The 26,610-nt window shown below is 53.7% G+C and carries 22 protein-coding genes and 1 tRNA gene; 10 read left to right on the forward strand and 13 right to left on the reverse strand.

Translation table 11 applies throughout. The features are described 5' to 3' along the window. Window positions 1-14: 14 nt before the first annotated feature. Complete coding sequence (locus PYW49_RS08805) at window positions 15-2,789, reverse strand: autotransporter outer membrane beta-barrel domain-containing protein (protein WP_320386249.1); 2,775 nt, start codon at window positions 2,787-2,789, stop codon at window positions 15-17. A 441-nt stretch (window positions 2,790-3,230) separates the two neighbouring features. On the opposite strand from PYW49_RS08805, the gene hemB reads away from it, so the two are divergent. Beyond that, window positions 3,231-4,205, forward strand: coding sequence for a porphobilinogen synthase (gene hemB / locus PYW49_RS08810; RefSeq protein WP_021241687.1), 975 nt, complete (start codon window positions 3,231-3,233; stop codon window positions 4,203-4,205). A gap of 72 nt (window positions 4,206-4,277) precedes the next feature. After that, window positions 4,278-5,978, forward strand: a complete 1,701-nt coding sequence (locus PYW49_RS08815; protein WP_320386250.1) for a lysophospholipid acyltransferase family protein — start codon at window positions 4,278-4,280, stop codon at window positions 5,976-5,978. Window positions 5,979-6,057: 79 nt separating this feature from the next. On the opposite strand, the gene tauD is transcribed toward PYW49_RS08815, so the two are convergent. The 6 genes from tauD to mmuP form a co-directional block, all read right to left on the reverse strand. Then, window positions 6,058-6,909, reverse strand: coding sequence for a taurine dioxygenase (gene tauD / locus PYW49_RS08820; RefSeq protein ID WP_320386251.1), 852 nt, complete (start codon window positions 6,907-6,909; stop codon window positions 6,058-6,060). Next, a complete protein-coding gene (tauC, locus tag PYW49_RS08825; protein WP_134349064.1) occupies window positions 6,906-7,733 on the reverse strand; it encodes a taurine ABC transporter permease TauC in 828 nt (275 codons plus the stop codon). Before tauC ends, tauD begins: the two co-directional genes overlap by 4 nt. Further along, a complete protein-coding gene (gene tauB, locus PYW49_RS08830) occupies window positions 7,730-8,497 on the reverse strand; it encodes a taurine ABC transporter ATP-binding subunit (protein WP_320386252.1) in 768 nt (255 codons plus the stop codon). Before tauB ends, tauC begins: the two co-directional genes overlap by 4 nt. Before the next feature lie 10 nt (window positions 8,498-8,507). Next, window positions 8,508-9,470, reverse strand: a complete 963-nt coding sequence (gene tauA / locus PYW49_RS08835) for a taurine ABC transporter substrate-binding protein (RefSeq protein WP_134349062.1) — start codon at window positions 9,468-9,470, stop codon at window positions 8,508-8,510. Between the two features lie 224 nt (window positions 9,471-9,694). Further along, window positions 9,695-10,627, reverse strand: coding sequence for a homocysteine S-methyltransferase (gene mmuM / locus PYW49_RS08840; protein WP_320386253.1), 933 nt, complete (start codon window positions 10,625-10,627; stop codon window positions 9,695-9,697). Next, window positions 10,614-12,014 (reverse strand): S-methylmethionine permease, encoded by a 1,401-nt coding sequence (mmuP, locus tag PYW49_RS08845; RefSeq protein WP_320386254.1) that lies wholly within the window; start codon window positions 12,012-12,014, stop codon window positions 10,614-10,616. The genes mmuM and mmuP overlap by 14 nt, the downstream gene beginning before the upstream one ends. Before the next feature lie 365 nt (window positions 12,015-12,379). Between mmuP and PYW49_RS08850 the strand changes: the two genes are divergently transcribed. Beyond that, window positions 12,380-13,489 carry an AI-2E family transporter gene (locus PYW49_RS08850; RefSeq protein WP_320386255.1) on the forward strand — a complete coding sequence of 370 codons (1,110 nt, stop codon included), beginning with the start codon at window positions 12,380-12,382 and terminating at the stop codon, window positions 13,487-13,489. Window positions 13,490-13,609: 120 nt separating this feature from the next. Then, a complete protein-coding gene (locus tag PYW49_RS08855) occupies window positions 13,610-15,394 on the forward strand; it encodes a diguanylate cyclase (protein WP_320386256.1) in 1,785 nt (594 codons plus the stop codon). On the opposite strand, the gene PYW49_RS08860 is transcribed toward PYW49_RS08855, so the two are convergent. Continuing rightward, a complete protein-coding gene (locus PYW49_RS08860; RefSeq protein ID WP_320386257.1) occupies window positions 15,391-15,684 on the reverse strand; it encodes a hypothetical protein in 294 nt (97 codons plus the stop codon). The two genes, PYW49_RS08855 and PYW49_RS08860, sit on opposite strands and share 4 nt — an antisense overlap. A 304-nt stretch (window positions 15,685-15,988) precedes the next feature. On the opposite strand from PYW49_RS08860, the gene PYW49_RS08865 reads away from it, so the two are divergent. The 5 genes from PYW49_RS08865 to catA all read left to right on the forward strand — a co-directional run bounded on the left by PYW49_RS08865 (window position 15,989) and on the right by catA (window position 21,231). Continuing rightward, complete coding sequence (locus PYW49_RS08865) at window positions 15,989-17,062, forward strand: catalase family peroxidase (protein ID WP_320386258.1); 1,074 nt, start codon at window positions 15,989-15,991, stop codon at window positions 17,060-17,062. After that, complete coding sequence (locus PYW49_RS08870; RefSeq protein WP_320386259.1) at window positions 17,059-17,640, forward strand: cytochrome b; 582 nt, start codon at window positions 17,059-17,061, stop codon at window positions 17,638-17,640. Before PYW49_RS08865 ends, PYW49_RS08870 begins: the two co-directional genes overlap by 4 nt. Window positions 17,641-18,047: 407 nt before the next feature. After that, window positions 18,048-18,542, forward strand: a complete 495-nt coding sequence (locus tag PYW49_RS08875) for a molybdopterin-dependent oxidoreductase (protein ID WP_134349054.1) — start codon at window positions 18,048-18,050, stop codon at window positions 18,540-18,542. 17 nt (window positions 18,543-18,559) lie between these two features. Continuing rightward, a complete protein-coding gene (locus PYW49_RS08880) occupies window positions 18,560-20,491 on the forward strand; it encodes a putative bifunctional diguanylate cyclase/phosphodiesterase (RefSeq protein WP_320386260.1) in 1,932 nt (643 codons plus the stop codon). Between the two features lie 62 nt (window positions 20,492-20,553). Further along, window positions 20,554-21,231, forward strand: a complete 678-nt coding sequence (gene catA, locus PYW49_RS08885; protein WP_320386261.1) for a type A chloramphenicol O-acetyltransferase — start codon at window positions 20,554-20,556, stop codon at window positions 21,229-21,231. Between the two features lie 421 nt (window positions 21,232-21,652). On the opposite strand, the gene PYW49_RS08890 is transcribed toward catA, so the two are convergent. From PYW49_RS08890 to proB, 5 genes are all read right to left on the reverse strand, one after another. Further along, on the reverse strand, window positions 21,653-22,009 hold the full coding sequence (locus PYW49_RS08890; protein WP_320386262.1) for a putative T6SS immunity periplasmic lipoprotein: 357 nt from the start codon (window positions 22,007-22,009) through the stop codon (window positions 21,653-21,655). Continuing rightward, a complete protein-coding gene (locus PYW49_RS08895; protein ID WP_320386263.1) occupies window positions 22,006-22,554 on the reverse strand; it encodes a type IV secretion protein Rhs in 549 nt (182 codons plus the stop codon). Before PYW49_RS08895 ends, PYW49_RS08890 begins: the two co-directional genes overlap by 4 nt. Before the next feature lie 139 nt (window positions 22,555-22,693). After that, window positions 22,694-22,769, reverse strand: a tRNA-Thr gene (locus PYW49_RS08900). 111 nt (window positions 22,770-22,880) lie between these two features. Next, window positions 22,881-24,134: a glutamate-5-semialdehyde dehydrogenase gene (gene proA / locus PYW49_RS08905; protein WP_320386264.1), complete on the reverse strand. Its 1,254-nt coding sequence runs from the start codon at window positions 24,132-24,134 to the stop codon at window positions 22,881-22,883. Window positions 24,135-24,145: 11 nt separating this feature from the next. Continuing rightward, window positions 24,146-25,249 (reverse strand): glutamate 5-kinase, encoded by a 1,104-nt coding sequence (gene proB / locus PYW49_RS08910; RefSeq protein WP_008501877.1) that lies wholly within the window; start codon window positions 25,247-25,249, stop codon window positions 24,146-24,148. A gap of 304 nt (window positions 25,250-25,553) precedes the next feature. Here proB and phoE point away from each other — a divergent pair, with 304 nt between their 5' ends. After that, a complete protein-coding gene (gene phoE / locus PYW49_RS08915; RefSeq protein ID WP_320386265.1) occupies window positions 25,554-26,606 on the forward strand; it encodes a phosphoporin PhoE in 1,053 nt (350 codons plus the stop codon). Window positions 26,607-26,610 lie beyond the last annotated feature (4 nt).

The raw sequence follows: 26,610 nt of genomic DNA on the forward strand, positions 1-26,610 counted from the left end.
CCCGCTTTTATGCATTACCAGGTATATTTCACACCTACATTGGCGCCCCAGTTCTGGTCAACGTCACCGCCGCCCAGATAAGTGGCATCAGTGTACGCACTGAAGTTCTTCGTGAAGCTGAACTGAGTACCCAGCCCTACACGTACGGCTGAACCTTCTACACCGTTATCGATGCTGTCACCGTTAATATCAGCATTATTATCGGCGTCGTCATAGACGTAGGCCAGTTTGAAGTAAGGCGTCAGAGCCTGATCGCCACCGTAGTTGAAGGTGTAACCAGCATCAACACCGAGTTCATAACGCAGGCTATCGTAAGATTGCCCGTCCATGCGCATATCATTACTCAGACGATAATCATCACCAGACTGGAACAGGCCAGACACGGCTGCGTATGGCGTAACATAGCCAGAGAGGTTTGGTTTCCAGTCATAGCCCAGTTTCAGCCCAAAACCAACAGCGTCATTGGTGGTATTGCCATCAACATATTGACCGTTGCTCATGTTAGCAGAGAGATCGCTGTTGAAGCGGGTGTAGCTCACTGAGCTGTCGAGGAACACATCGTTCGCAAACTTCGCTGACGCATAGATCATCGCCGTCTGGCTATCCTGGTCGACCTGACCGGTACGATCGCTGATATCACCCTTCGCAAACCCAGCTGCACCACCGACGATCCACTTCGCGTTATTACCGTCAATCTGGGTATCCAGACCCACCATAATACCGCTCACGTCCTGATCGTAGCCGATAACGCCATTGTCACCGTCGAAGTTGCCACCGAAGTAGCTTACCCACGCCCCGCCATTATCCGCCAGGCCGTGACGGCTGTTGGTCAGACGCGTGCCTACGGTATCCTGCTGCAGGTTCCAGATATTGGTATTGGCAGAAGGGATGCTCAGCGCCATATTCGCGTAGTCGGTCAGCGCTTTCTGCTGGAGGACAACGGTGTCGCCCTGCTGCTGCGCCTGGTAGGTATAGGCACCTAAATCGGCTTTGTTTGCGGCAGTAAAGCTGGCTGCAGTATCCGCGTTATTGTCATAGACACGGACAATCTCTTTATTTTTGTAATCGGCAACGGAACCGGCACCCGTCGCATCATCGATACGTACTTTGTAATTGCCCGCGACGTCACCGTTCACCGCCAGATGGCCGTCAGAGTTAATCGCCACGACGCCGTAGTCGTAATCGGCATTGTGTTTATCGTTAGTGATATAGCGTGCGTTGTTCAGATCGCTGTTCAGCACGTAATCACGGCTGGCAACGTTCAGCACACCACCATCGGTCAGTACCATGTTGTGCGTATCAACCTGACCCAGCCCCAGCGCCAGCTCTGCACCGTTATCCACGGTGATGGTGTTGGCATACAGATCGGCAGTTTCTTCCGTCAGTGCCGCACGGCTATAGCTGTCCAGATACAGATGGTCGGTCGCCACGCCACCGCTGTCACCGATATTCAATGATGAGGCATTGGTCAGGGTGATGGTATCCGCCAGCAGGCCAGAGTTTTCAACATTGACCTGAGAGCGGTTGTTTACCGTCAGTGTGTCGATGTTAGAAACCTTGCGGGTATCCCACTCAGAGCCGTTATCCAGTGCAATGTTAAACAGACCGCTCTGATACACCGCTTCACCCGCAACGTGTCCGTTGCTGTCATAGGTGGAATCCGGCCAAATGCTGTTAGGGGACAAGCTGCTCCAGTCTACGTTGCTGTAGCCCTGGCCGTACATCTGAGCCGTGCCGATAGCCTCGACGCTGGACTGAGCGGCACCTACCCACTTGCTGCCGTTGGTCAGGGTAACATCCAGCTTATCCGTGCCGTCCCAACCGTTGGTGGTTGGATTATAGATACCGTCTTCTGTGGTATCAGTTGCCGGGTCGCCGTTCGGGTAGAAGTTGTTGTCGAAGGTGCTGGAGAAAAGAATGTCGCCAGTCACGGTGGAATGATCAAACGTGGCAGACGTCTGCATCGCGTTATCAGACGCGCCAGCTGCTACAATCAGTGCCGCATCATCCGCCGCTGTGGCGTTGTTTTCACCGTAGTCGCTCGGTTTCGCGGTTTGGCCGTAGAATCCGCTGGTACCCAAGTCGCTGTATGCGCCGGAAGTCAGCACAGAATCTTTCACCAGCAGCGTGTCGGTAAAGATGTTGCTGCTGTTGGCTACGCCTTCAACACCGTCATACGGGGTATTGTCCAGTTCATGATAACCCTGCGTCAGGGTAATACCGGCAACGTGAGAATTATTCTGGATAACAATATCTGATTCCACATCCAGGGTAATTGCATTACCCAAACCATATGTGTCCAGATAGTGTCTTTCCGTATTTTCCCCATTCACGACATCATACGCATAATGCTCGTACGTATCGTTAACGGTGGAGTTATCAACGGTCAGGCTAAAACGATCGTATTGAGAATGGTTGGTACCATCGGTATCCAGACCATCAGCACACGAGCTGGTCATGCATTTAGAGGTAATCATGCCATTAATGGTGCTGTTGGAAATACTCAACGCATTCGCCCGACCATTGATGCCATCGTCCAGATAATACGTTGAAATAACACCATTCACGGTGGATTTATTAATCACCGGATAAATATCACCGTCGTGGCTGGCACCAGAGTAATCCCAGTCAGCGTAACCATAATACCAGGGGGTAGATGCGGTATTATCATATCCAAAAGTATTATATGTCGTACCGGAAATATCTTTCGCATTGGCCTGAGAAGCGATAGCCAGAGTGCAGGCTAATGCAAGTTGAGATACAACAAGTTTCTTTTTCCATGTTTGCATTGGGTCATCCCTCCTCAGGGACGTAAGCAAGTTTGTCCATCAAATCATTTGGCAATATTTAATTGCGGAGGGAATTATGCATTTTCATTTCGAAAAGGTTCAATGAATGTTTCCATTAAGTCCGTATCCAGACTAATAACACCGAAAGCATGAATCATTACAAATAAATATTACAAAAACAAAACCTTAAAACACAGACAAACCCATACTAAAAAAATCACAATAGATAATGGATCATTTTTAATTATATATCCCCCTTAATATAAAAGCAGCACGAATATATCATCACTCTTTCAGAGTGATATTTCACTTAATTATATATTGATGAGATGAAGCCTGCCCTGCCGCATTTTGCAAAAACAAAAAGCCCACTTTCGTAAAACCACAGCCTCCACTTTGAGGTACACTAGCCCTCTTTGTTCCACAAACATCAGGCATACCATGACCGATTTAATTGCACGCCCCCGCCGCCTGCGCAAGTCACCTGCACTGCGCGCCATGTTTGAAGAGACAACCCTGACCTTAAACGATCTGGTGTTGCCGATTTTTGTCGAAGAAGAGATTGATGACTATAAGGCCATCGAAGCCATGCCAGGCGTGATGCGCATTCCGGAGAAGTATCTGGCACGTGAGATCGAACGTATCGCCAACGCGGGGATCCGCTCGGTGATGACCTTCGGCATCTCTCACCATACCGACGCTACCGGCAGCGACGCGTGGAAAGAAGATGGCCTCGTCGCCCGCATGTCGCGTATCTGCAAAGAGACCGTGCCAGAAATGGTGGTCATGTCAGACACCTGCTTCTGTGAATATACCTCTCACGGCCACTGCGGCGTGCTGTGCGATCATGGCGTAGATAACGATGCCACCCTGCTTAACCTTGGCAAGCAGGCTGTCGTCGCTGCCGCTGCAGGTGCGGATTTCATCGCGCCTTCTGCCGCGATGGACGGACAGGTTCAGGCGATCCGTCAGGCACTGGATGCGGCGGGCTTTACCGACACCGCCATCATGTCCTACTCCACCAAATTCGCCTCGTCCTTCTACGGCCCGTTCCGTGAAGCAGCCGGTACGGCACTGAAGGGCGATCGTAAAACCTATCAGATGAACCCGCTGAACCGTCGGGAAGCGATTCGCGAATCCCTGCTTGATGAAGCCCAGGGTGCAGACTGCCTGATGGTGAAACCAGCCGGCGCATATCTTGATATCCTGCGCGACATCCGCGAGCGCACCGAGCTGCCATTGGGCGCTTATCAGGTCAGCGGCGAGTACGCGATGATCAAATTCGCTGCTCTGGCCGGTGCGATTGACGAAGAGAAAGTGATCCTGGAAAGCCTGGGGGCGATCAAACGCGCCGGCGCGGATCTGATCTTCAGCTACTTCGCGCTGGACCTGGCCGAGAAAAAAATCCTCCGCTAATCTTCACCAAACTGCAATACAACCGACATCTCCTCCTTCTACTGTCTGGGCAAGACGGCAGGAGGAGTGACCATGTTTAGCCTCGATAGCGTTCTCGACGATCTTTGGCCTCAGGCGAGGCCTGCACCCTGGCAAAAAAGTCTGTTAAAAAGACTGTTTTACGAAGACGAGTTTCAGCAGTTTGCCGCAGCACACCGCCACCTGAAAGGACTGGATATGGTGGAGCAAGTTCTGGAACACCTTGATATTCTCTGCACCGTTTCCACTCGCGATCTCGAACAAATCCCCGAACATGGCCCGCTGGTCATTATTGCCAACCACCCGACGGGTACGCTGGACGGGCTGGCGCTGATGTATGCCGTCTCCCGCGTGCGGCGCGACGTTAAAGTCGTGACTAACCGGATGCTGACCCACCTTGAGCCCCTCAGCTCGCTGTTTATTCCGGTGGACAATATGGGCGGCAGGACGGCGAAATCGTCCCTGGTCCAGATGGAACAGCATCTGCAAAACGCGGGCGTGCTGATCTTCTTCCCGGCAGGCGAAGTTTCCCGCCCCACGCGCAAAGGTATTCGCGATAAGAAATGGCACTCCGGCTTTATCAAACTCGCCAGCAAGCTGCGCGCGCCGCTGCTGCCGGTGCATATTCAGGCGCATAACAGCCTGCTCTTTTATGCCAGCACGCTAGTATCTCCGACGCTGTCGATGCTGCTGTTGATGCAGCAAATGTTTCGCCGCCGCCACAGCCAGCTGCCGGTTAAAATCGGCCAGCAGATTGCCTGGCATAACTGGCATAGCACCACCCTTTCGTCGCGTGAGATGGCCGAGCAGTGCCGTCAGCACGTGATGCGGCTTGGCAAGGGAGTGCCTGGCGTCTTTAAAACCCAGTGCGCCATTGCCCGCCCGGAAGACCGCGCCACGCTGAAACGCGCGCTGGCGCAGGCCGAATGCCTGGGCAAAACCAGCGACGGTAAAACCATCTATCTTTGGCAGCGCAACGGCCAGGAAGATGCCCCGCTGCTGCGTGAGCTGGGCCGCCTGCGCGAGATTGCCTTTCGCGCGGTGGAGGAAGGGAGCGGCAAACGCCGGGACACCGACCGTTACGATGATGATTATTTGCATCTGATCCTGTGGGATGATGAGGATCTGGAGATCGTCGGCGCATATCGCTTTATGCCCACAGCCCGCCAGGTTGAGCATCGGGGTCTGGAAGGGTTGTACAGCTATAGCCTTTTCCACTACGACGATAAAATGCAGGACGTGCTGGAACATGGCATTGAACTGGGGCGCAGCTTTATTCAACCGCGCTACTGGGGACGCCGCGGCCTGGACTATCTGTGGTCCGGCATTGGAGCTTATCTGGCGCGCTATCCGCACTATCGCTACCTGTTTGGCCCGGTCTCCATTTCCGGTGGCTTACCGCCTGCCGCACGGGATTTGCTGGTAGCATTTTACCGCCTGTGGTTCCCGGCCAGCCATCCGCTAGCCGCCTCGCGCCAGCCATATCCGGCATCGCTCCCGGACGTTCTCGCGCAGTTTGGCGGAGTGGACTACGTGGACGATCTGACGAAGCTGAAATCCCTGCTCGGCAATCTTGGCTGCGGCATTCCGCCGCTCTACAAGCAATATTCCGAACTCTGCGAACCCGGCGGCGTACAGTTTATTGATTTTGGCAGCGATCCGGCATTCAACGACTGCGTCGACGGGCTGGTGCTGGTGGACTTGTGTTACCTGAAGGCGAACCGCTATCAGCGGTATATTGAGGCGCACCTTTAACCCCGTTGCCCGGTGGCGCTACGCTTACCGGGCCTACAATGAAACGTAGGCCGGGTAAGGCAACGCCGCCACCCGGCAATCAAGGCGCACGGTAAAACGGCTTATCCCCCAAAATCGTCGCCCGCTGCATAATCCGCCGCTGCGGCAGATAGTCCGCGTTCGCATAGTGCTGCGTTACGCGGTTATCCCAGATCGCCAGATCGTTCTCCTGCCAGCGCCAGCGCACCTGAAACTCCGGTTTGGTGATATGCGCAAACAGGAAACTTAACAACGCCTCGCTCTCTTTTTCCGTCACGTCCACAATGCGCGTCGTGAACCCTTCGTTCACAAACAGCGCCTGCTTGCCCGTCACCGGATGGGTGCGCACGACGGGGTGCAGCAGCGGCGGATGTTTCGCGACAGCCTCCTGCCAGCGCTGATGCTCCTCTTCGCTCTTGCGATACTTGTATTCCTGGAACGATTTTTTAAAGTCGTGTTCTGCACGCAGCCCGCTCAGCAGCGTCCGCAACGGCGCCGACAGCGCCTCAAACGCCGCAATGCCGCTGGCCCACAGCGTATCGCCGCCGGTATCCGGCAGCAGCTTCGCCGCCAGAATGGCCCCGGCCGGCGGCGTCTCGATAAAGGTCACATCGGTATGCCAGTTATCGTTATCCGGCGGGTTATCGTTGTGGGTGTCGAGGACGATAATCTCCTCCACGCCCTCCGCATGCGGATAGACCGGGTGAATGTGCAGGTCGCCAAAACGCAGCGCCAGCGCGCGCTGCTGCTGCGGAGTGATCGCCTGCTCGCGCAGGAACACCACCTGATGGCGCAGCACCGCGTGGTACAGCTGCTCAAACTGGTTATCGCTCAGCGGACGGGTCACATCCAGGCCCGACACCTGCGCGCCTATATACGGCCCCAGCGGGGTAATGGTCAGACGTTCACTCATTGTATTTCTCCATGCCAGGGCGTCAGACGGCGCTGTAACGCGCGCAGCCCCAGTTCTAATCCGAAGGCGATCGCAGCAATGACCGCAATCCCTGCCAGCACCACGTCAGTCGCCAGAAATTCTCCCGCCGACTGCACCATAAACCCTAACCCTCGCGTGGCGGCGATCAGCTCTGCCGCCACCAGCGTTGACCAGCCCACGCCAAGGCCGATGCGCAGTCCGGTTAAAATCTCCGGCAGCGCGCCCGGTAAAATCACGAACAGCAGCACCTGCGTACGGCTGGCCCCGAGCGACTGCGCCGCGCGGATCCGCACCTGCTGGGCGCTTTTCACCCCCGCGAGGGCGGACATAGCAACCGGCGCAAAAATGGCCAGGTAAATCAGCAGGATTTTTGACGTCTCGCCGATGCCGAACCAGATCACCATCAGCGGCAGATACGCCAGCGGCGGCACCGGGCGGTAAAGCTCAATCAGCGGGTCGAGGATGCCGCGCACCGTCGGGCTCAGCCCCATCGCAATCCCCACGGGAATGCCGATGATGACCGCCGCCAGCAGCGCCACCAGAATGCGCGTCAGGCTTGCGCCGAGATGCTGCCAGAGCGTGGCGTCCATAAAGCCCTGCGGCCCGGCAATGGTTATGAGTTTGGTCAGCACCTGTCCCGGCGGCGGCAGAAACAGCGGGCTGACCCACTGCTGGGCAGCAACCGCCCACCACACCGCCAGCAATACCAGCAGCGTGCCGACGCTGAGGGTTATCTGACGGGAGAACGGCCAGCGCAGTGCGAGGCGCGTGCGGCGCGTTTTTTCACTGAAGACGATGCTCATGAGAAAGCCTCCCGTCGTTCAAACACGCGGCTTAAGACGTATTCACGCTGTTCAATAAACAGCGGATCGGATTTGATGCTGCGCACGGGTTCTCCCGCAACGTAACGGCGGGCAAAATCCAGAGGCAAGCGCTCCAGCACGCGGCCCGGCCCCGGCGATAACAGCACCAGTTCGGTGGCCATAAATACCGCCTCTTCAATATCATGCGTGATCAGCAGAACCTGCTTGCCCGTCTCATGCCACAGGCGCAACAGCAGGGTTTGCATCTGCTCGCGGGTGAAGGCATCCAGCGCCCCGAAAGGCTCATCCAGCAGCAACAGCTGCGGGTTTGCCGCCAGCGCGCGGGCAATACCTACGCGCTGGCGCTGGCCGCCGGAAAGCTGCCAGATAAAGCGTTTCTCCGCGCCTTCCAGCCCCACTTTTTTGAGCATCTCTCGTGCAGTTTCCAGCCGCTGTTCGCGGCGGACACCCGCAAGCTGTAGCCCAAACGCCACGTTTTCCTGCACGTTGCGCCAGGGAAGCAATCCTTCATTCTGGAAGACCACGCCGCGCTCCGCGCCCGGGCCTTCCACCTTTATGCCTTCCAGTTGAATAGTGCCATGCTGGTAAGGTACAAACCCGGCGATCAGATTCAGCAGCGTGGTTTTTCCGCACCCGGACGGGCCCAGCACCACCAGCAGCTCACCGCTGTCCAGCGTCAGGTTGATGTCCTCCAGCGCGGGTTTGCCACCGTAATCGGCAGAGAGATTTGTAATATTCAGCATGGCGAACTCCTTATTTCACAAAGCGGTCGGTCACGTACTGGCTGTAATCCGCCGCCACCGCGGGCACTTTGCCCTGTTCTTTCAGGAAGGTAGCGGTATCAACAATCGCTTTGTTCACCGGGCCGGTCAGCTGCTGCACCTGCTGCGCGGGCGTCAGATAGGTATTGCCTTTCACCAGTCCCGGCACGTCCGCTTGCGGCACGCCGCTCAGGCGCGACAGTTTTTCCAGGTTGGCGGGCTGCTTCAGCCATTCATCCGGGTTAGAGATGTACGGCTGCTGGGCGTCAATCGCGCTTTTGGCGAACGCTTTCACGACGTCAGGGTGTTTCTCGGCAAAGTCTTTGCGCACGACCCACACGTCGAGGGTTGGTGCCCCCCACTGGCCCACTTTTTCGGAGTCGGTCAGCACGGTGCCATCTTTTTCCAGCTCGTTCACTGCCGGTGCCCAGACGTAAGCCCCGTCAATATCGCCGCGCTGCCAGGCCGCGATAATCGCCGGTGGCTGAAGGTTAAGGATTTGCACCTGACCCGGTTTGATGCCCCAGTGTTTGAGCGCCGCCAGCAGGCTGTAGTGGGTGGTGGAGATAAACGGCACGGCGATACGCTTGCCGATCAGGTCTTCCGGTTTGGTGATGTTTTTCTTCACCACCAGCGCTTCAGAGTTACCGAGCTGCGAGGCGAGCAGGAACACTTCAATCGGCACCTGCTGGCTGGCCGCCACCGCCAGCGGGCTGGATCCGATATTGCCGATCTGCACATCGCCGGACGCTAACGCGCGCACCACGGACGCCCCGCTGTCGAACTTACGCCAGTCGACTTTCGCCCCGCTCTCTTTCGCAAAGGTGTTGTCCGCCTGGGCGACTTTCGCCGGTTCCGCAGAAGTTTGATACGCGACGGTGACGTCCACCGCCTGCGCCTGAAAAGCCCACAGCGCCAGTGCGCCGAGTAATGTGATTCGCGATGAAATTGCCATAGTGCCTGCTCCCCTTGTTGTTATGAGGGCAGTATTTCCGGCAGAGGAATTTTGATAAAGGAATAAAAACGAATCGCTAATAACGATTCGTTTTTAGATAAAAAGCGGGAAAAGATAGCGAAATTTGTGCGGTTCGTTTTAGCCGGGTGGCGCTGCGCTTACCCGGCCTTCGGTGAGTGCAATTTGTAGGCCGGGTAAGGCGCAGCCGCCACCCGGCAAAGACCTCAGCGCTGAGCCGTCAACCCAGCAATGTCCTTCGGCGTAGTGCGACAGCATCCGCCAATTAACTTCGCCCCGGCCTCCAGCCACTGCGGCAGATACCCCGCCAGCGTCTCGCACGCTTCACCGTGGTGGTGCCAGGTTTTGGTTATCGCATCATAATGCTCACCCGAATTCGGATAGACCACCAGCGGTAGCGCGGTCAGGCTTTGCAGATGTTTCAGCGCCTCCGTGGTGTTTTCCAGGGCGATACAGTTAATGCCCAGCGCGACAATGTGCGGATAGCATGCCAGCGCGTCGACCACCTCACGCAGCGGCGTGCCGTCGCTCAGGTGTTCACTGTCTCGCAGGGTAAACGAGAACCACGCCCGGGCGCGAGGATACTCAGCCAGAAGTGCCGCCAGCGCCCTGATTTCCCCAAACGAGGGCAGCGTTTCGCAGGCCAGCAGGTCCGCACCCGCGTCCAGCAATGCTTCCACGCGCGGGCGATGAAAAGCCGTAAACTCATCGGCACTGCGCACATAGTCGCCGCGATATTCAGATCCATCCGCCAGATACGCGCCGTACGGCCCAACGGATCCCGCCACCAGCAGCGTGCCCGCATGCGGGTTTTCGGCCAAATACGCTTCTCGCGCCTTACGCGCCAGCTCCACGCTTTTGCCAATCAGCGCCCGGGATTGCGCGTCGTCCAGGCCGCGCGCCGCAAAGCCGGCAGGCGTCGCCTGATAGCTGGCGGTGATAGCCACCTGCGCGCCAGCCCGATAGTAGTCCAGGTGAACTTCGCGGATAAGATCCGGGTTTTCAACCAACACTTTGGCAGACCAGAGGCTGTCTGCAAGGTTACAGCCGCGCGCTTCCAGCTCCGTCGCCATCGCGCCATCCAGCACCACAAACGGCTGTTTTTCAAGGATGGCGGTAAGCGGATTATTCTGCGACATGTTCAGGCTCCTGCGATGTCATATTTCGGGTCAGGTAGTAGGCACCATAACACAGGGCAACAAACGGAAGCCCGCAATAAAGGGCAATACGCTGGCTTGGGTCAAACCACAGGCCGACACAGGCCACCACGCAGAGGATAAAACCGAGCACCGGCACCAGCGGATACCACGGTGCACGATACTGCAGCGCAGAGAGCGGCTGGCCGGACTGCAGATGACGACGACGGAAAACAAAGTGCGACGCGCAGATGCTGATCCAGACCGCCACCACGGCAAAGCCAGAAATCGCCGAGAGCGCGACAAACACCGTGTCCGGAGCCACAACGCTTGAGAACAGCGCCAGCACGCCACCGAGCATGGAAACCGAAAGCGCCGTCAGCGGCACGCCGTTTTTGTTCACCCTGGCAAAGCAGCGCGGCAGCGTTTTCTCATTAGAGAGCGACCACAGCATGCGCCCGGAGGCGTACAGCCCGGAGTTCGCCGCCGAGAGGATCGCCGTCAGGATCACAAAGTTAAAGATATCCGCCGCGTAAGGAATACCGACCTTTTCAAACACCAGCACGAACGGACTCTTTTCCACGCCCGCCTGATGCATCGGGATCAGCGCCGCCAGCACAAACACGGTACCGATAAAGAAGATTATCAGCCGCGCGATGGTGGTCCGGATAGCGACCGGAATCACCTTGTGCGGATTTTCGGTTTCACCCGCCGCGATCCCGATGAGCTCCGTCCCTGAGAAGGCAAAGTTCACCGCTACCATGGTCATCAGGATCGGCAGGCCGCCGTGCGGGAACCAGCCTTCGGCGGTGATATTGCTTAAACCCGGTGCGGGTGTACCGTCCTTCATCGGGATAAAGCCAAAGACTGCTGCGCCGCCGAGGATAATAAAGGCAATGATGGTGATGACTTTCACCAGCGAAAACCAGAACTCGCCTTCCGCAAAGAAGCGCGTGGAGATGACGTTAAGGCCAAAAATCACCGCGCAGAAGACGACGCACCACGCCCAGACGGGCACCTGCGGGAACCAGTACTGCATGCAGAACCCGGCGGCGGTAAAGCTCGACCCGAGCGCTACCGTCCAGGTGAGCCAGTAGAGCCACGCCACGGTGTAGCCCGTCGCCGGGCCAAGATAGCGGGCGGCATAGACGTGGAACGCGCCGGTCTCCGGCATCGCCACGGAAAGCTCGCCCAGACACTGCATCACCAGCCAGACCACCAGCGCGCCTATCAGGTACGCCAGCAGCGTGCCCGCCGCCCCGGTCGTCGCAATGATGTATCCGGTATTGAAGAATAACCCTGTCCCAATCACGCCGCCCAGCGAGAGCATAATCAGGTGGCGTGTTTTCATGGTGCGCTTAAGCTGCTCATTTTCTTGTTGTGTTTGCATATTACCTTCTATACGTATGGACATCTAAACATCCAAAGAAGGTGTGTTATACCGCGAATGTTAATAAAAAGCTAGATGACCAGACGCAAACGGGCGCGCCGCGCGCTGAGTCTGGGGTGGGTTGTGAGGATCACATAGAGAATCGGACGCCAGGCCATAAGCACCTCCGCAAGCAGATACTTACAGCATGGTGGGGGAAGAGGCAGTCTTCGGTCAGTCGAAAGTGGTATCCGTGAATAACGGATTCATACCGCAACACTGCCCGTAGGCCGGGCAAGGCGCAGCCGCCCCCCCGGCGCAAGGGTTGGTAAATCCTGCAATCAGTTCTATAGTCGACACTGTTTCTTAGTAACCAGGACTGACTGATGCGCTTTAACGGACTGACCAAAGGTTTCTTTATTTTCATTCTCGCCCTTGTGACCTGGGCCTTCTTCGACGTGCTCTCACCGTACTTCTCCGCAATACTGTGGGCCGCTATTCTGACCGTCATCTTCAACCCGGTAAAAAACAAGCTGCGCACCGCGCTGGGGGATCGCAACGGGCTGGCCTCGCTGTTGACCATCGGTATTATCTGCCTGATCGTCTTTATCCCGCTGATGGTAATCCTCTCCTCGCTCGCCATTGAGCTGAACGTGGTTTACACCAAACTGCAGGAGAACAACACCCAGTTCCCGGAAGTAGTGGCGAGCATCTTCAATCACCTGCCTGACTGGGTCAGCGGCTTCCTGGCGGATCACAACCTGACCAACGCGGCGCAAATCCAGAAAAAACTCTCCGATGTCGCCCTGCAGGGCGGGCAATATCTCGCCGGCAGCGCGTTTCTGATTGGCAAGGGGACGTTTGGCTTTGCGATTAGCTTCGGCATCATGCTGTATCTGCTGTTCTTCCTGCTGAAAGACGGCCCGTATCTGGTGCGCCAAATCCTCGACTCCCTGCCCCTGTCTGATTTCGCCAAGCAACACCTGTTCGCCAAATTCGTCGGCGTGTCGCGTGCCACGGTAAAAGGGACGGCGGCGGTGGCCGTGGTTCAGGGCATACTCGGCGGGATTGCCTTTGCTATTGCGGGTATTGACGGCAGCGTGCTCTGGGGCGCGCTGATGGCGTTCCTCTCCCTGGTGCCCGCCATCGGCTCGGCGATTGTCTGGGTGCCTGCCGCCATTTTCCTCTTCGCCACGCATCAGCTCTGGCAGGGTCTGTTTATTGTCGGCTTCTTCGTCATCATTGTCGGACTGGTGGACAACATTCTGCGTCCGCTGCTGGTGGGGAAAGACACAAAAATGCCGGACTATCTGATTCTGATCTCCACCCTCGGCGGTATGGAGCTGTACGGCATTAACGGCTTTGTGATTGGGCCGCTCATTGCCGCGCTGTTTATCGCCTGCTGGAACCTCTTCTCAGGGCGCGATCACGAAGGTAACGCCGAAGAGCTGGACGCGGATTTCATCGAAGAAGGAAAAAATCCTCCAGATTTGTAGGGATGTGACGATATAGACCACACCAGGCGGCACTGTGCCGCCTTTTTTTTTCGCCTTAAATCAAACGTTTTCTATAATTTGAAGAACGCCATCCTACTCATGTCGTAAAAGGATCATCTGGTGCGAATCGCGACGATAACAAACTGGGCCTATGGCGCCACGGTCTGCCTGACCATCGCCTCCGGCATCATCATGCTGATGGCGTCCAATGCTGATACCATCGAACGTCAGGCCGTTGAACAACGGCAGAAATTTGATCAGCTCACCGAAGATATCGAAACCGATATCTGGGCGCAGTCCGATTTAGCACGGCTGTACGTCATTAAAAAAGATCCACAGATTCTCAAGGAATATAGCCAGGCAGAAAACAGTCTGAAGAACATCGAGCTACGGCTGGAAAAGTTGCAGGATAATGGCGCATCGGATGAAGAACTGTCCCTGCTGCATGAAGGGATAAAAATCGTTGATGAACTGCAGGACGAGCAGCAAACCGCGCTCGCCAGCCTTGAGCAAGGAGAAGACGCTCAGGCTGTTGCCCTGCTCTATGGCGCCCCCTATGAGCAGGAGCTGGAGCGCGCGCAGAACCAGATCGACCACTTTCGCCAGATCCTCGACAAACGCGTCATCGGCTCCGTAAAAGATGCGACAAAAAAATCGAAAGCGCTGCGTACGGCCTCTGAGGTAATGGTCGGCCTGACCGCCCTGCTGTTCCTGTTTGTTCTCGGCTTTATATTAAAACGCCGCGTGCTGCGCCCCGTGGTGCGCCTGAGCGACGTGGTGCACCGCCTGGCGTCACAGGATTACGCGGTTGAAACGCCCAATTTCAACCAGATTGATGAGATCGGCGATATGGCCCAGGCCATCAGCATCTTCCGTGAAAACGGCCTTGCGCGACAGCGTCTGGAAAGAGAGCGCGATGCCGACTGGGCCATCCGCGAGCTGCTGGCGCGCATGACCCAGCGGCTGCAGGGGTGTGAGAACTTTAACGATGTGATTAACGTGGCGGAGCTGTTTGCCCCCAACATTGCGCCGGGGATAGCGGGCCGACTCTACATTCTTGACCGCGATCCGTGGCAGATGCGCTGCGTCGCACACTGGCTTTCACCGGTTGGTGAAGAGACAACCTTCCACCCGGACGAGTGCTGGGCCGTACGTCGCGGGCAGAGCCACCCGCCGGTAAACGGTGAGCCGGATATCGCCTGCTACCATCTTCCGCCATCACAGGCGGAAACCTCGCTGTGCGTGCCGCTTATCGCCCAGGGCGAGGCCATTGGTTTGCTCTCCTTCCAGAATATCACTGCGGACAATGCCCCTTCCCGCGCGTATCTGGAACTGATGGCTGAGGCGCTCGGTCTGGCGCTGGCCAACCAACGACTGCGCGACGCGTTGCTGGAAAAAGCCTTGTTTGACCCGCTCACCGGGCTGCGTAACCGTCATCATCTGGAAGATACCCTGCAAACCCAAACGACACAGGCGATGCGCAGCGGCGTGCCGTTAAGCTGCATGATGATCGATATCGATCACTTCAAGAGCATTAATGACCGGTTCGGTCATGAAGCGGGCGATCTAGTGATCAAAACCGTGGCGTCGATTGTTCAACGGGCCGCACATGATAACGGGCTGGCATTCCGCTATGGGGGTGAGGAGTTTCTGGTTCTGCTTTCCGGTGCCGATGAAGCAGAGGCGTACGCCTGCGCGCAGAAGATTTACAGCGGCGTGCATGAGCTGTCGATTCGCTACGGGCTGACAGAGATTGGACCGGTGGATGTGTCGATTGGCATTGCCAGCTACCCGCAACATACCCAGACTGACAACCTGCTGCGCGCAGCGGATGTGGCTTTATACCGGGCGAAAGAGCTGGGCCGGGCGCGGATAGTAAGCTTTGGAATGCTGGAAGCGGGCTAGCTATTATTTTCACGCCACTGCTTTACCATCTCATCCGTCACTTCGTTTTTATAACAAATCGGAGCATAGCCTCCTGCTTTGCTCCATGCACTGCGTCTTCCACAGGCGCTTCCGTTTCTGGCCTGGTTAAAAGGGCAGGCGCATACTCCGGGATAAGATGCAATCGACTCTGCAATAACGTTCTCTTTAACCTGTTCACTGGAAACTGAACTATTTTTTGCCATAGCAATGTCCGCAGCAAATAAGCAGCACACAGCGCAAAGCACCATCAAGGATGGCCTTTTTTTCATTTTCTTGACTCGTTTTACGGAAGGGGTATGCACACGATAAGTGGCGAATGAAAGAAATATCATGATTTAAGTCAATGGATCTATTTCGTCACTCTTTCTCAGTGGGGACATGTACCGGTCACAATTCCCGTTGTGATAAGTAGCCCCGGCTTCGTGACGACGGAGAGTGTTAAACTTTTCGTGATATTCTCTCTTTATTTCCCAGGCCTCATATAATCGAGTCATATTCGCCACTGTATTAACACGTACCGCACACGATACGTTGTGCCCGGCATGTGATGATATTTTTTATGGAAAAACGTCTATGTCGAAACTGGATTTGAGGTCCAAAAAAACCTGGGGTGCCCTGGCGTCGATCGCTGTGATCGCGGGTACGTTGGCATCCGCTTTTGCGTGGACGGCGGGCTGGCTTGGGTCACGCACCGTCAGCCAGACGCTGGTAGGTGAAACACCAAAACCCTTCCCGCCTGGCTTTCGCCGTGCGCATGGTAAAGGCATCTGCTTTGCCGGAACCTTTGTGCCAAACGGCTCAGCGGTTTCTCTGTCAACCTCCCGCCTCTTCTCGCAGCCGGAAATCCCCGTGGTGGGCCGATTCTCTATTGGTACTGGCGATCCACATGCCCCGGATAGCACGACCAAAACTCTGAGTATGGCACTGTTGCTGAAGACGGATGACAAGCAACAATGGCGGATGGCGATGAACAACGAGCCTTACTTCGCCACACACAACCCGGAAGGGTTTCTGGCCTTGCGCAAAGCCACTGCTGTTGATGCAGCCACCGGCAAGCCGGATCCGCAGCGTATCGCAGACTTTTTGAAAGCGTACCCGGAGGCAGAGAAATACCTTAAATGGGCGGCGCAAAAACCCGCCCCCGGCAGCTTCGCCGGCGCGACGTTTTACAGCATCAACGCCTTCTACCTTGTGAACGCGCAGGGGGATCGACAACCCGTTCGCTGGATGATGCATCCGCACGATCCTTACTTCTCGCTGAGCGATGAACAGCGCCAGAAAGCGGATGACAATTTCCTGTTCGAAAACCTGCGCCAGCGTCTCGAACAGAAGCCACTCTACTGGGATTACGTTTTGCAGCTCGCACAGCCGGGCGATCCGGTGGATGACCCTTCACAGCCCTGGCCGGAGGATCGCAAGCAATTGGTGGCCGGCACGCTGGAAGTGACGCGTGTCGAAGCGCAATCCGTGGGCGCGTGCCGCGACGTTAACTTCGATCCCTCAATTGTTCCGGCGGGCGTTGCGGTATCGGATGATCCCATCTTAAATGCCCGTTCTGCAGCTTACTCGCACTCCTTCAGTCGCCGCGAGCGGGAAATCGGTTACGGCAAGGCCACCGAAGCCGTGCAAAAGCAGGAGGTAAAATGAGCTCGAATAAACGCATGCGTGAGCACGCTCCGCAGCATTTCAATACCCTGGCACGAAGCCTTCACTGGCTGATGGCGGTGATGATCCTGGCCATGCTGTTCATCGGCGCCGCCATGATGACGTCATTACATCATCGGATTTGGTTAATCGACCTGCACCGGCCATTGGGTATCGCCATTTTACTGCTGGCACTGGTTCGTCTGGCCAACCGGCTCATTAGCCGAACGCCCCCTCTTCCTGCCGACTTGCCCGTCTGGCAGGTGCTTGCTGCAAAAGCATCACACTGGGTGCTGTATGCGTTAATGCTGGCAATGCCACTGTTGGGCTGGGCACAGCTGTCGGCGGCGGGCGTGCCGATTGTGATGTTTGACGGTATCAACCTGCCTCCGATTGCCCCTACCAGCCCGGCACTGTATGCATGGTGCCACGACGCCCACAGCCTTCTGGCAAAGTTACTTTTTGCGGTGGTGCTGGTCCATCTCTCTGCTGCATTAGTTCATGCGTGGATCTACCGGGACGCTGTTTTTGCCAGTATGGCGAAAGGGGGTAAGTCGACGTCAGCGCCCAGGAGAAGCTGAAGTCAGGATAGCGGTATTGGATATACCGTAATCGGAATGTTCGTGGCCTCGCTTATCGTCGTCATCCTGAAACAACGGACACAGCCGGGGCGCGTAATTTGTCTTAAAACTCGCGCCCCCCAAAAAGCCACGAAAGCCCCACTATGGTGGTGGAAGATAATATCAATCAATTAAAGCGCACATTTTTTAAACACAAGTGCATTTATGCCCGCAATTTTAGCTTTTATCAAAAAGTTAAGCGTCGTTCGACCATCAAACACCCTGCCACTAAAAACACCTAACCCATTGATAAAAATCACATTACATCAATAAAAACGATAAAAATCCTTGCTCCACAACAAAATATATCAACTCGTGTGATATCTAAATTATAATTCTTATACTTCTGTAAAAAAGTGGAGGCCAAAATGCGATTAACCCTACTGCTGTTATGCTGTCTGGTACAAAGTGTAACCTGGGCTGGCGAACTGCCAAAACCAGTTGGTAAACCCATTTTAACGATTTACGGTAATATAGAAAATACGAATGAAAATGGAAAAGCAGTGTTTGATCTCGCCAGCCTTGAAAAACTGGGTGTGGTGAGTTTCGAGACAACCTCCCCCTGGTATAATGGTCGGACTAAGTTTGAGGGTGTCCCGATGAGCAAACTCATGGATTATGTGGGTGCGAAGGGTACTAACATTAACGTTATTGCGCTCAATGATTACTCTACCGTGATCCCTCTCAGCGATTTCAAAAAATACAACGCCATACTTGCCTTAAAGGTCAACGGCGAATATATGCGCATCCGCGATAAAGGTCCATCATTCATTGTATACCCCTATGACAGTCTTCCAGAGTTGAATAATCAGATTTATTACTCGCGATCAGCATGGCAGGTTAGCAAAATGAAGATTGAATAGCAGTTCAGGAGAACATAATGAACAGGATACTGGTTGGTATCATTTTTTCTCTTTTTATCACGACAGGATATATTGCATTCCTTGTTTATGATCGTCAGCAGGAATTGCAAAAACTGACTCAATACACTGAGTCCTGGTCCGTGGCACAACTGGTATCAGAGTACTATCGATTTGAATCATGGCTTGGTCTATACGCAACGGATACTGATGACGTTACGATAGACCAGGTCCGCATGCGTCTCGAAATTATGCTAAGCCAGAGCGACTTAATGAAGGGGGGAGATTTAGGTCGCTATATTGACAGCGATAAAATGCATCAGGAACTTGCTGCACGCTTAGAGGAAATACTGGCCTATCTGGATGGCAATCTTGAAAAAATGAGCCACTCAGAGTTACAAGCATATCTAACAAACATGCATGTTCTCGATGCGCCGCTAAGCCAACTTTCTGCAACGGCATTAACAAAAGACATTAACACGGTTAATGAATCCAATCATAAAATACAGATTCTTTACTATATTTACTCGGCCCTTTCATTACTCCTGGTGATATTAAGCTTCATTCTTGGGTTTTTAATGATCTATCAGAATAAAAATATTCTCAAAGCTCACATGCAGGTTAAAAGCCTTGCTGACGAACTTCAGATATCAAAAGAAACACTGCAAATTCAGAATGCGAAGCTGGAATATGATGTTTATCATGATTCCCTCACCGGCATGAAAAACCGCCTTTTCTTCTGGGACGATCTCAACAAAATTAATCTTCAGGCAGATAAAAACCATATCCCCGTCACGGTGATGTTATTTGATTTAGACCGGTTCAAAGAGGTCAACGATACCTATGGCCATGATGCCGGCGATTTACTGTTGAATCAGGTATCCCGGCGACTCACCTCGATGAGCAGTGCTTCAGATACCTTTTACCGTTTGGGCGGAGACGAGTTTGCCCTTCTGTCCAGCGGACTGACCGAAAACGCGGCAGTTTCGCGCGCCAAAGAAATTAGCGATCAAATCAGCCAGCCCTACACGATTAATAACCAACTGATAAAAATTGCCACCTGTGTGGGTATCGTTTTATCTGATAATGAACGGCGCTCTGATTATCTTTATAAATTTGCCGATCTGGCTCTCTACGAAGCCAAAAAAGAAGGTTCACAGCAGATAAAAGTCTTCCGTCAGTGGATGCTGCAAAGGTTACAGGAAAGCAGAACCCTTGAACATGATATGGCCCTGGCGATCGATCACAATGAATTCGTTGTTTATTACCAGCCTATTGTCGATTCATTCAGCAATGAAATTTATGGCTATGAAGCCCTTATTCGCTGGATACACCCGGTGAAGGGAATGCTGTCACCTGATTACTTTATTTCTGTCGCTGAAAAAACGGGGATGATCAATGAGATCGGCAAAACTGTGCTTGAACTTGCCTGCCGGGAAGCCGTTTCCTGGGCGGTTCCAGCAAGGATCTCTGTGAACGTCTCGCCTATTCAGTTGGGTAATAAATCGTTTACGACGATGGTACAGTCCATCCTGAAAGAGACAGGGCTGCCAGCTAGCCGACTTGAGTTAGAGGTGACAGAGTCTTCGCTCTTCAGTGACAGCAACACCCCGCTCACTATTCTCAAAAAGCTCCGAGCGCTGGGTGTGAAAATTTCTATCGATGATTTCGGAACGGGATATTCGTCGCTCTCCAGACTGAGTGAGCTTAATTTTGATAAAATTAAAATCGACAAATCCTTCGTGAACCCGATATCCACGCAGGATGATGCGCTTAATATCGTCAAACTGATTACCGGTATGGCGAAGAGCCTTAATATGAGGGTCATTGCAGAAGGCGTTGAAACCGAAGCACAGCTTGAACGTCTTCAGGTGCTTGGCTGCGATCTGGTGCAGGGATATCTGTTCGGAAAGCCGCAGCCTGAGATTGACAGGAAGATCAGATACGGTTGAAAGGGTTTTGCGGTTGTTTCTGGCCCAACACCATTCAGATGATTGCGAATCAAGGTTAAAAAATGAAAAAGACCGTCCCGGAATATACGCCTGTTGACTTATCTCGTTGGCCAAGGAAGGAACACTTTGAGGTATTTCAGTCATTTGCTGAATGTACAATTAACCAAACTGTTCTGATCGATATTACCGCGCTGCGAAAACATATCAAAGAGGTTGGCTGGAAGTTTTACCCGACTATTATTTTCCTCCTGTCTAAAATCATGAACCGGCATTCTGAGTTCCGTATGGCCATAAAGGACAATGAGCTTGTCATATGGAATGAAATTCATCCAAGCTATACGATTTTCCATCAAGAAACGGAGACGTTTTCGTCATTATGGAGCCACTACGATGGCAATATTCATCACTTCCAGGACACGTATGCAGAAGATGTCGCCCGCTATGGAAATAACCTTTCATACTGGCCTAAGGAAGAGTCCCGGGAAAATGTCTTTTTCGTATCGTCTATTCCGTGGGTAACGTTTACGAACTTTAATATGAATATTGCGCACATGAAGAACTTCTTTTCCCCGATGTTCACGTTTGGAAAATACTACGAACAGGATGGAAAAGTGCTGTTGCCGCTCGCGGTTCAGGTTCATCATTCCGTGTGCGATGGTTTCCATGTAGCAAGGATGTTTAATGAGCTGCAGGAGATGTGTGATGGTTTAGCGGAGCTGTCGGGGGAACTTAGCGCATAATGCGTAAGAAGCCTTGATGGTTCCCTTTATCAAGAGTGGGCAGCAAGTCTGCGCACTGTCATCAGGAAATCGAAAGGTGTCGAATTCCACAGCTCAGGTGAAAAAATCAAATGCATATCGAATGTTGAACTCTTCATCCAGCCTGTCTTTATAACACTCAATAAAAGTATCCACTTCTTTGGCTAACGTTTTTAGCATCCAATCAGGGGCTGTTTTTTTTTATACAAATTTAGTGTGCCAATACAGATCGCTTTTATGACTGATTTAACATTCGCCGTACTTGCAGGTAGTGCTGCTGGAACCGTTTCACAAAACAGAAGATTACAAAAAATACTGGATCGGATTGTTGGTGTGACATTCATTGGATTAGGTCTCAGATTGGCATTTACGCGCCGTTAAGAATAAGGGGGCTTTCTGCCCCCTATTCGTTGGGATAAGAAAATTCAGCAGTGACTAAATGTGACTCTGATTTATCAGATTGGATGTCATACGCGAAGTTATACCGCTCTCCAGATTTAAACTTAAATCCGAATACAGGGAGACACTCACCCTTCGGTACATAAACAGGCTTGTCATCGAAAATCTTGTGAAGAGAGTTGCTATTATCGCTGTTGATTTGAATAGCAGCGATCCGTTCATGTGGCGCCAGCGGTGACACCACACAAACTTGATTGTCTTTGATAAATGCCGTTGTAGATTCTCGATCTACCATTCGATCACCAGGCCCAGGGCATCCGGTTAAGAGAAATACGACCCCCAGCAGCATTTTGTTTTTCATGTTTTACGCCCCTTCCCTGTTACGATTTTCTGATAAAGCGAAGGGACATCCTGCAACATATCTACGCCCCTGTACATTCCCATTCGCCCAGGTCTCTGATAGTAAGACCACTTACTGATCCCATAGACCAGCAGCAGCCAATAATCAGCAAGAATGGATGCCTGTTGTTCAAGAGAATAATCAGTGAGTTTGTCTTTATTCAATCTATATGTATATTCAGCAGCCCAGCTAAAAGCACCGCGCATTTTCACCCATTGCCCGTGTTGGTGCTGCCACACATGCCCCAACTCATGGATAAAAACATATTTATCTTCGACGAAAGCCGAGTTCGCAGAGAAATCCTCTCTGTACATTGTTTTTCTATACCATAGTTCCCCGTTTGGGGTCATCGCGTAGTTCTGTTTCTGAAGGCCGAATGGTAAATAGCTGTCACAATGAATCCAGACACGGCTATAAACTATCGAATCACCAAACACTCTCCGAGCCATTGCAATCTCGCCCAACGTCATTCGGCGTAAAGTTCCTTCCTCCGCCTGTGCGCTCATAAACTGCCCTTCTTATATGATTTATCTGCATCGTAAAATCTATTAGTGGGAATAGTCTATACGCGAACAAGTACCACTGACTGATAATTGAAAATATAATTCGCTAGAATTTTTATGATAAGTGATTGATTTTCTTAGATGGTGCCGATAATAGGAGTCGAACCTACGACCTTCGCATTACGAATGCGCTGCTCTACCAACTGAGCTATATCGGCCCTGAGAGGCCGGTTACGAGCGTAACCACGGGGCAAAAGGTTAGATCTATCCGGGTGATGCGTCAATGCCCTTTTGAATCAAACGGCTATTTTTGCATCACCCGTGATTATTTACGCACGAATCGTATCGTCGCCGAAGCCGATCCACTTGTAAGTGGTGAGTGCTTCGAGGCCCATCGGGCCACGCGCGTGCAGCTTCTGCGTGCTGACCGCCACCTCTGCGCCGAGGCCGAACTGGCCGCCGTCGGTGAAGCGCGTTGAGGCATTGACGTATACCGCGGAAGAATCCACCTCGTTCACGAAACGATCGGCATTGCGCAGGGTGCGCGTCAGGATCGCGTCGGAATGCTGCGTCCCATGTTCGCGGATGTGCGCAATGGCGTCGTCGAGATCGGTAACGATTTTCACGTTCAGATCCAGCGACAGGAACTCGTCGTCGTACTGCTCCGCTTTTACAGGAACGACATTCGCCGGGCCATTCTGCAGCAGCGCGAGCGCGTTGGCGTCAGCATGCAGCGTCACGCCGCTCTCTGCCATCTGTTTGCTCAGGGCCGGCAGGAAGGTGCCCGCAATACCCTGATGCACCAGCAGCGTTTCTACGGTGTTACAGGTGCTTGGGCGCTGGGTTTTCGCGTTCACGATAATCTTCAGCGCCGGTTCAATCTCAGCGCTGTCGTCCACCACGATATGACACACGCCGATACCGCCGGTGATCACCGGGATCGTCGACTGCTCGCGGCATAGCTTGTGCAGGCCCGCACCGCCGCGTGGGATCAGCATGTCGATGTATTTGTCCATGCGCAGCATTTCGTTGACCAGCGCGCGGTCAGGGCTCTCGATCGCCTGCACGGCACCCGCGGGCAAGCCACACTCTTCCAGCGCCTGCTGAATGACTTTTACCGTCGCGGCGTTAGTGCGCCAGGTCTCTTTCCCACCGCGCAGAATAGCGGCATTACCGGTTTTCAGGCACAGGGAAGCGACATCAACCGTTACGTTTGGACGAGCTTCATAAATAACGCCGATAACGCCGAGCGGCACGCGACGGCGCTCAAGGCGTAAACCGCTGTCGAGCAGCCCACCGTCGATCACCTGCCCTACCGGGTCAGCAAGATTGCAGACCTGACGGACATCGTCGGCAATGCCTTTCAGGCGCGCCGGCGTCAACGCCAGGCGGTCGAGCATCGCTTCGCTCAAACCGTTACGACGGGCTTCCAGCAGATCCTGCTCGTTGGCGAGCAAAATCTCCTGGGACTGTGATTCCAGATAATCAGCGATTTTTTCCAGCACGCGGTTTTTCTCGCGGCTGGAAAGGAGCGCCAGTTTGTAAGAGGCGGCCTTCGCGGCGGCGCCCATTTGTTCCAGCATGTTCTGGCTCCTTAACGAATAATCATGTCATCGCGATGCACGGCAACCGGGCCATATTCATAGCCCAGAATGGCGTCGATCTGCTGCGAGTGGTGACCCGCGATACGGCGCAGGGCATCGCTGTTATAACGGCTTACGCCGTGAGCGATGTCGCGGCCTTCGAGGTTACGGATACGGATCACTTCACCACGGGAGAAGTTGCCTGTCACGCTTTTAATTCCTTTAGGAAGTAATGAACTTCCTCGTTCCAGAATCGCGGCGGTTGCCCCTTCATCAACGACCAGCTCGCCCGCAGGTGGCGCACCAAATATCCAGCGTTTACGGTTTTCCAGCGGGGATTCCTGGGCGTGGAAGCGGGTGCCAACGGAAATGCCTTCCATCACGTCGCCAATCACGCCGGGGCGGCTGCCCGCTGCAATGATGGTGTCGATACCGGCGCGGCACGCCACGTCCGCGGCCTGCAGCTTGGTCCCCATACCGCCCGTTCCCAGGCCAGACACGCTGTCGCCGGCTATGGCGCGCAGCGCATCGTCGATACCGTGAACGTCGGTAATCAGCTCAGCTTCCGGGTTGGAGCGCGGATCGGCGGTGAACAGCCCCTGCTGATCGGTCAGAAGCAGTAGTTTATCGGCACCGGCCAGAATCGCCGCCAGCGCAGAGAGGTTATCGTTATCACCCACTTTGATTTCAGCGGTAGCAACGGCATCGTTCTCGTTTATGACCGGAACGATATTGTTGTCCAGCAGCGCGCGCAGGGTATCGCGGGCGTTCAGGAAGCGCTCTCTGTCTTCCATATCAGCACGCGTCAGCAGCATCTGCCCGACGTGGATGCCATAGATAGAGAACAGCTGTTCCCAGAGTTGAATGAGTCGGCTTTGCCCCACGGCGGCCAGCAGCTGTTTGGAGGCGATCGTCGCGGGGAGTTCGGGGTAACCCAGGTGTTCACGCCCGGCAGCAATCGCCCCGGAGGTCACAATAACAATACGATGCCCTGCGGCATGCAACTGAGCGCACTGACGTACAAGCTCAACAATGTGGGCGCGATTTAGGCGGCGCGATCCGCCTGTTAAAACACTGGTACCGAGTTTTACCACCAGCGTCTGGCTGTCACTCATGATTCTCTGCCGTTCAACGATAAGGGAAAGTAATGTCGAACGAACGTTTTAGCAGGAGTGAGCCCCGTTGCCAACTGCCTTAGCACATCGAGAAACACTTTGTTGCGCGGGATCAGGAAGCGTAGCGGGAGAATTTGACAAATTTATTACCGAAATAATAAATCACAGTTTTTTAAAATTATTCTTAGTTTGTCATAAAAGTTTCACTCCAGAACGATAAAACCCTTTCTGTTTTTTCACGGGACTTAAGCATGAGCTTATCGTCCAGCGAATTTTTTAGCGCGTTTATAAGACAGGATCGAAAATGAAAAAGAGCACTCTGGCATTAGTGGTTATGGGCGTAGTGGCTTCTGCATCCGTTCACGCAGCTGAAGTTTATAATAAAGACGGTAATAAACTGGACGTGTACGGCAAAGTTAAAGCCATGCACTACATCAGTGATGATGACACTAAAGACGGCGACCAGACTTACGTTCGTTTCGGTTTTAAAGGCGAAACACAGATTAACGATCAGCTGACGGGCTATGGCCGTTGGGAATCTGAATTTGCAGGTAACAAAGCCGAAAGCGACTCCTCTCAGAAAACCCGTCTGGCGTTCGCGGGCCTGAAGCTGAAAAACTTTGGCTCTCTGGATTATGGTCGTAACCTGGGTGCCCTGTATGACGTCGAAGCATGGACCGATATGTTCCCTGAATTCGGCGGCGACTCTTCCGCGCAGACTGATAACTTCATGACCAAGCGTGCTACCGGTCTTGCCACCTACCGTAACACCGACTTCTTCGGCGCGGTTGACGGCCTGGACATGACGCTGCAATACCAGGGTAAAAACGAAAACCGTGACGCCAAGAAACAGAACGGTGACGGTTTTGGTACCTCTCTGTCCTATGACTTCGGCGGCAGCGATTTCGCAGTCAGCGGCGCGTACACCAACTCTGACCGCACCAATGCTCAGAACCTGCTGGCGCGTGGTCAGGGCGACAAAGCCGAAGCATGGGCAACCGGTCTGAAATATGACGCGAACGATATTTATCTGGCCGCCATGTATTCAGAAACCCGCAACATGACCCCAATCTCGGGTGGTTTTGCAAATAAAGCACAGAACTTTGAAGTCGTCGCACAATATCAGTTCGACTTTGGTCTGCGTCCATCCCTGGGTTATGTCCAGTCTAAGGGCAAAGATATCGAAGGTATTGGTGACGAAGATCTGGTGAAATATATTGACGTTGGCGCGACCTATTACTTCAACAAAAATATGTCCACGTTTGTAGATTATAAAATCAACCAGATTGACGACAAAAATAAACTGGGCGTGAGCAGCGATGACATCGTTGCTCTGGGTATGACCTACCAGTTCTGATTAT

The sequence above is a fragment of the Enterobacter chinensis genome (assembly GCF_034008295.1).
GTDB classification, from domain to species: domain Bacteria; phylum Pseudomonadota; class Gammaproteobacteria; order Enterobacterales; family Enterobacteriaceae; genus Enterobacter; species Enterobacter chinensis.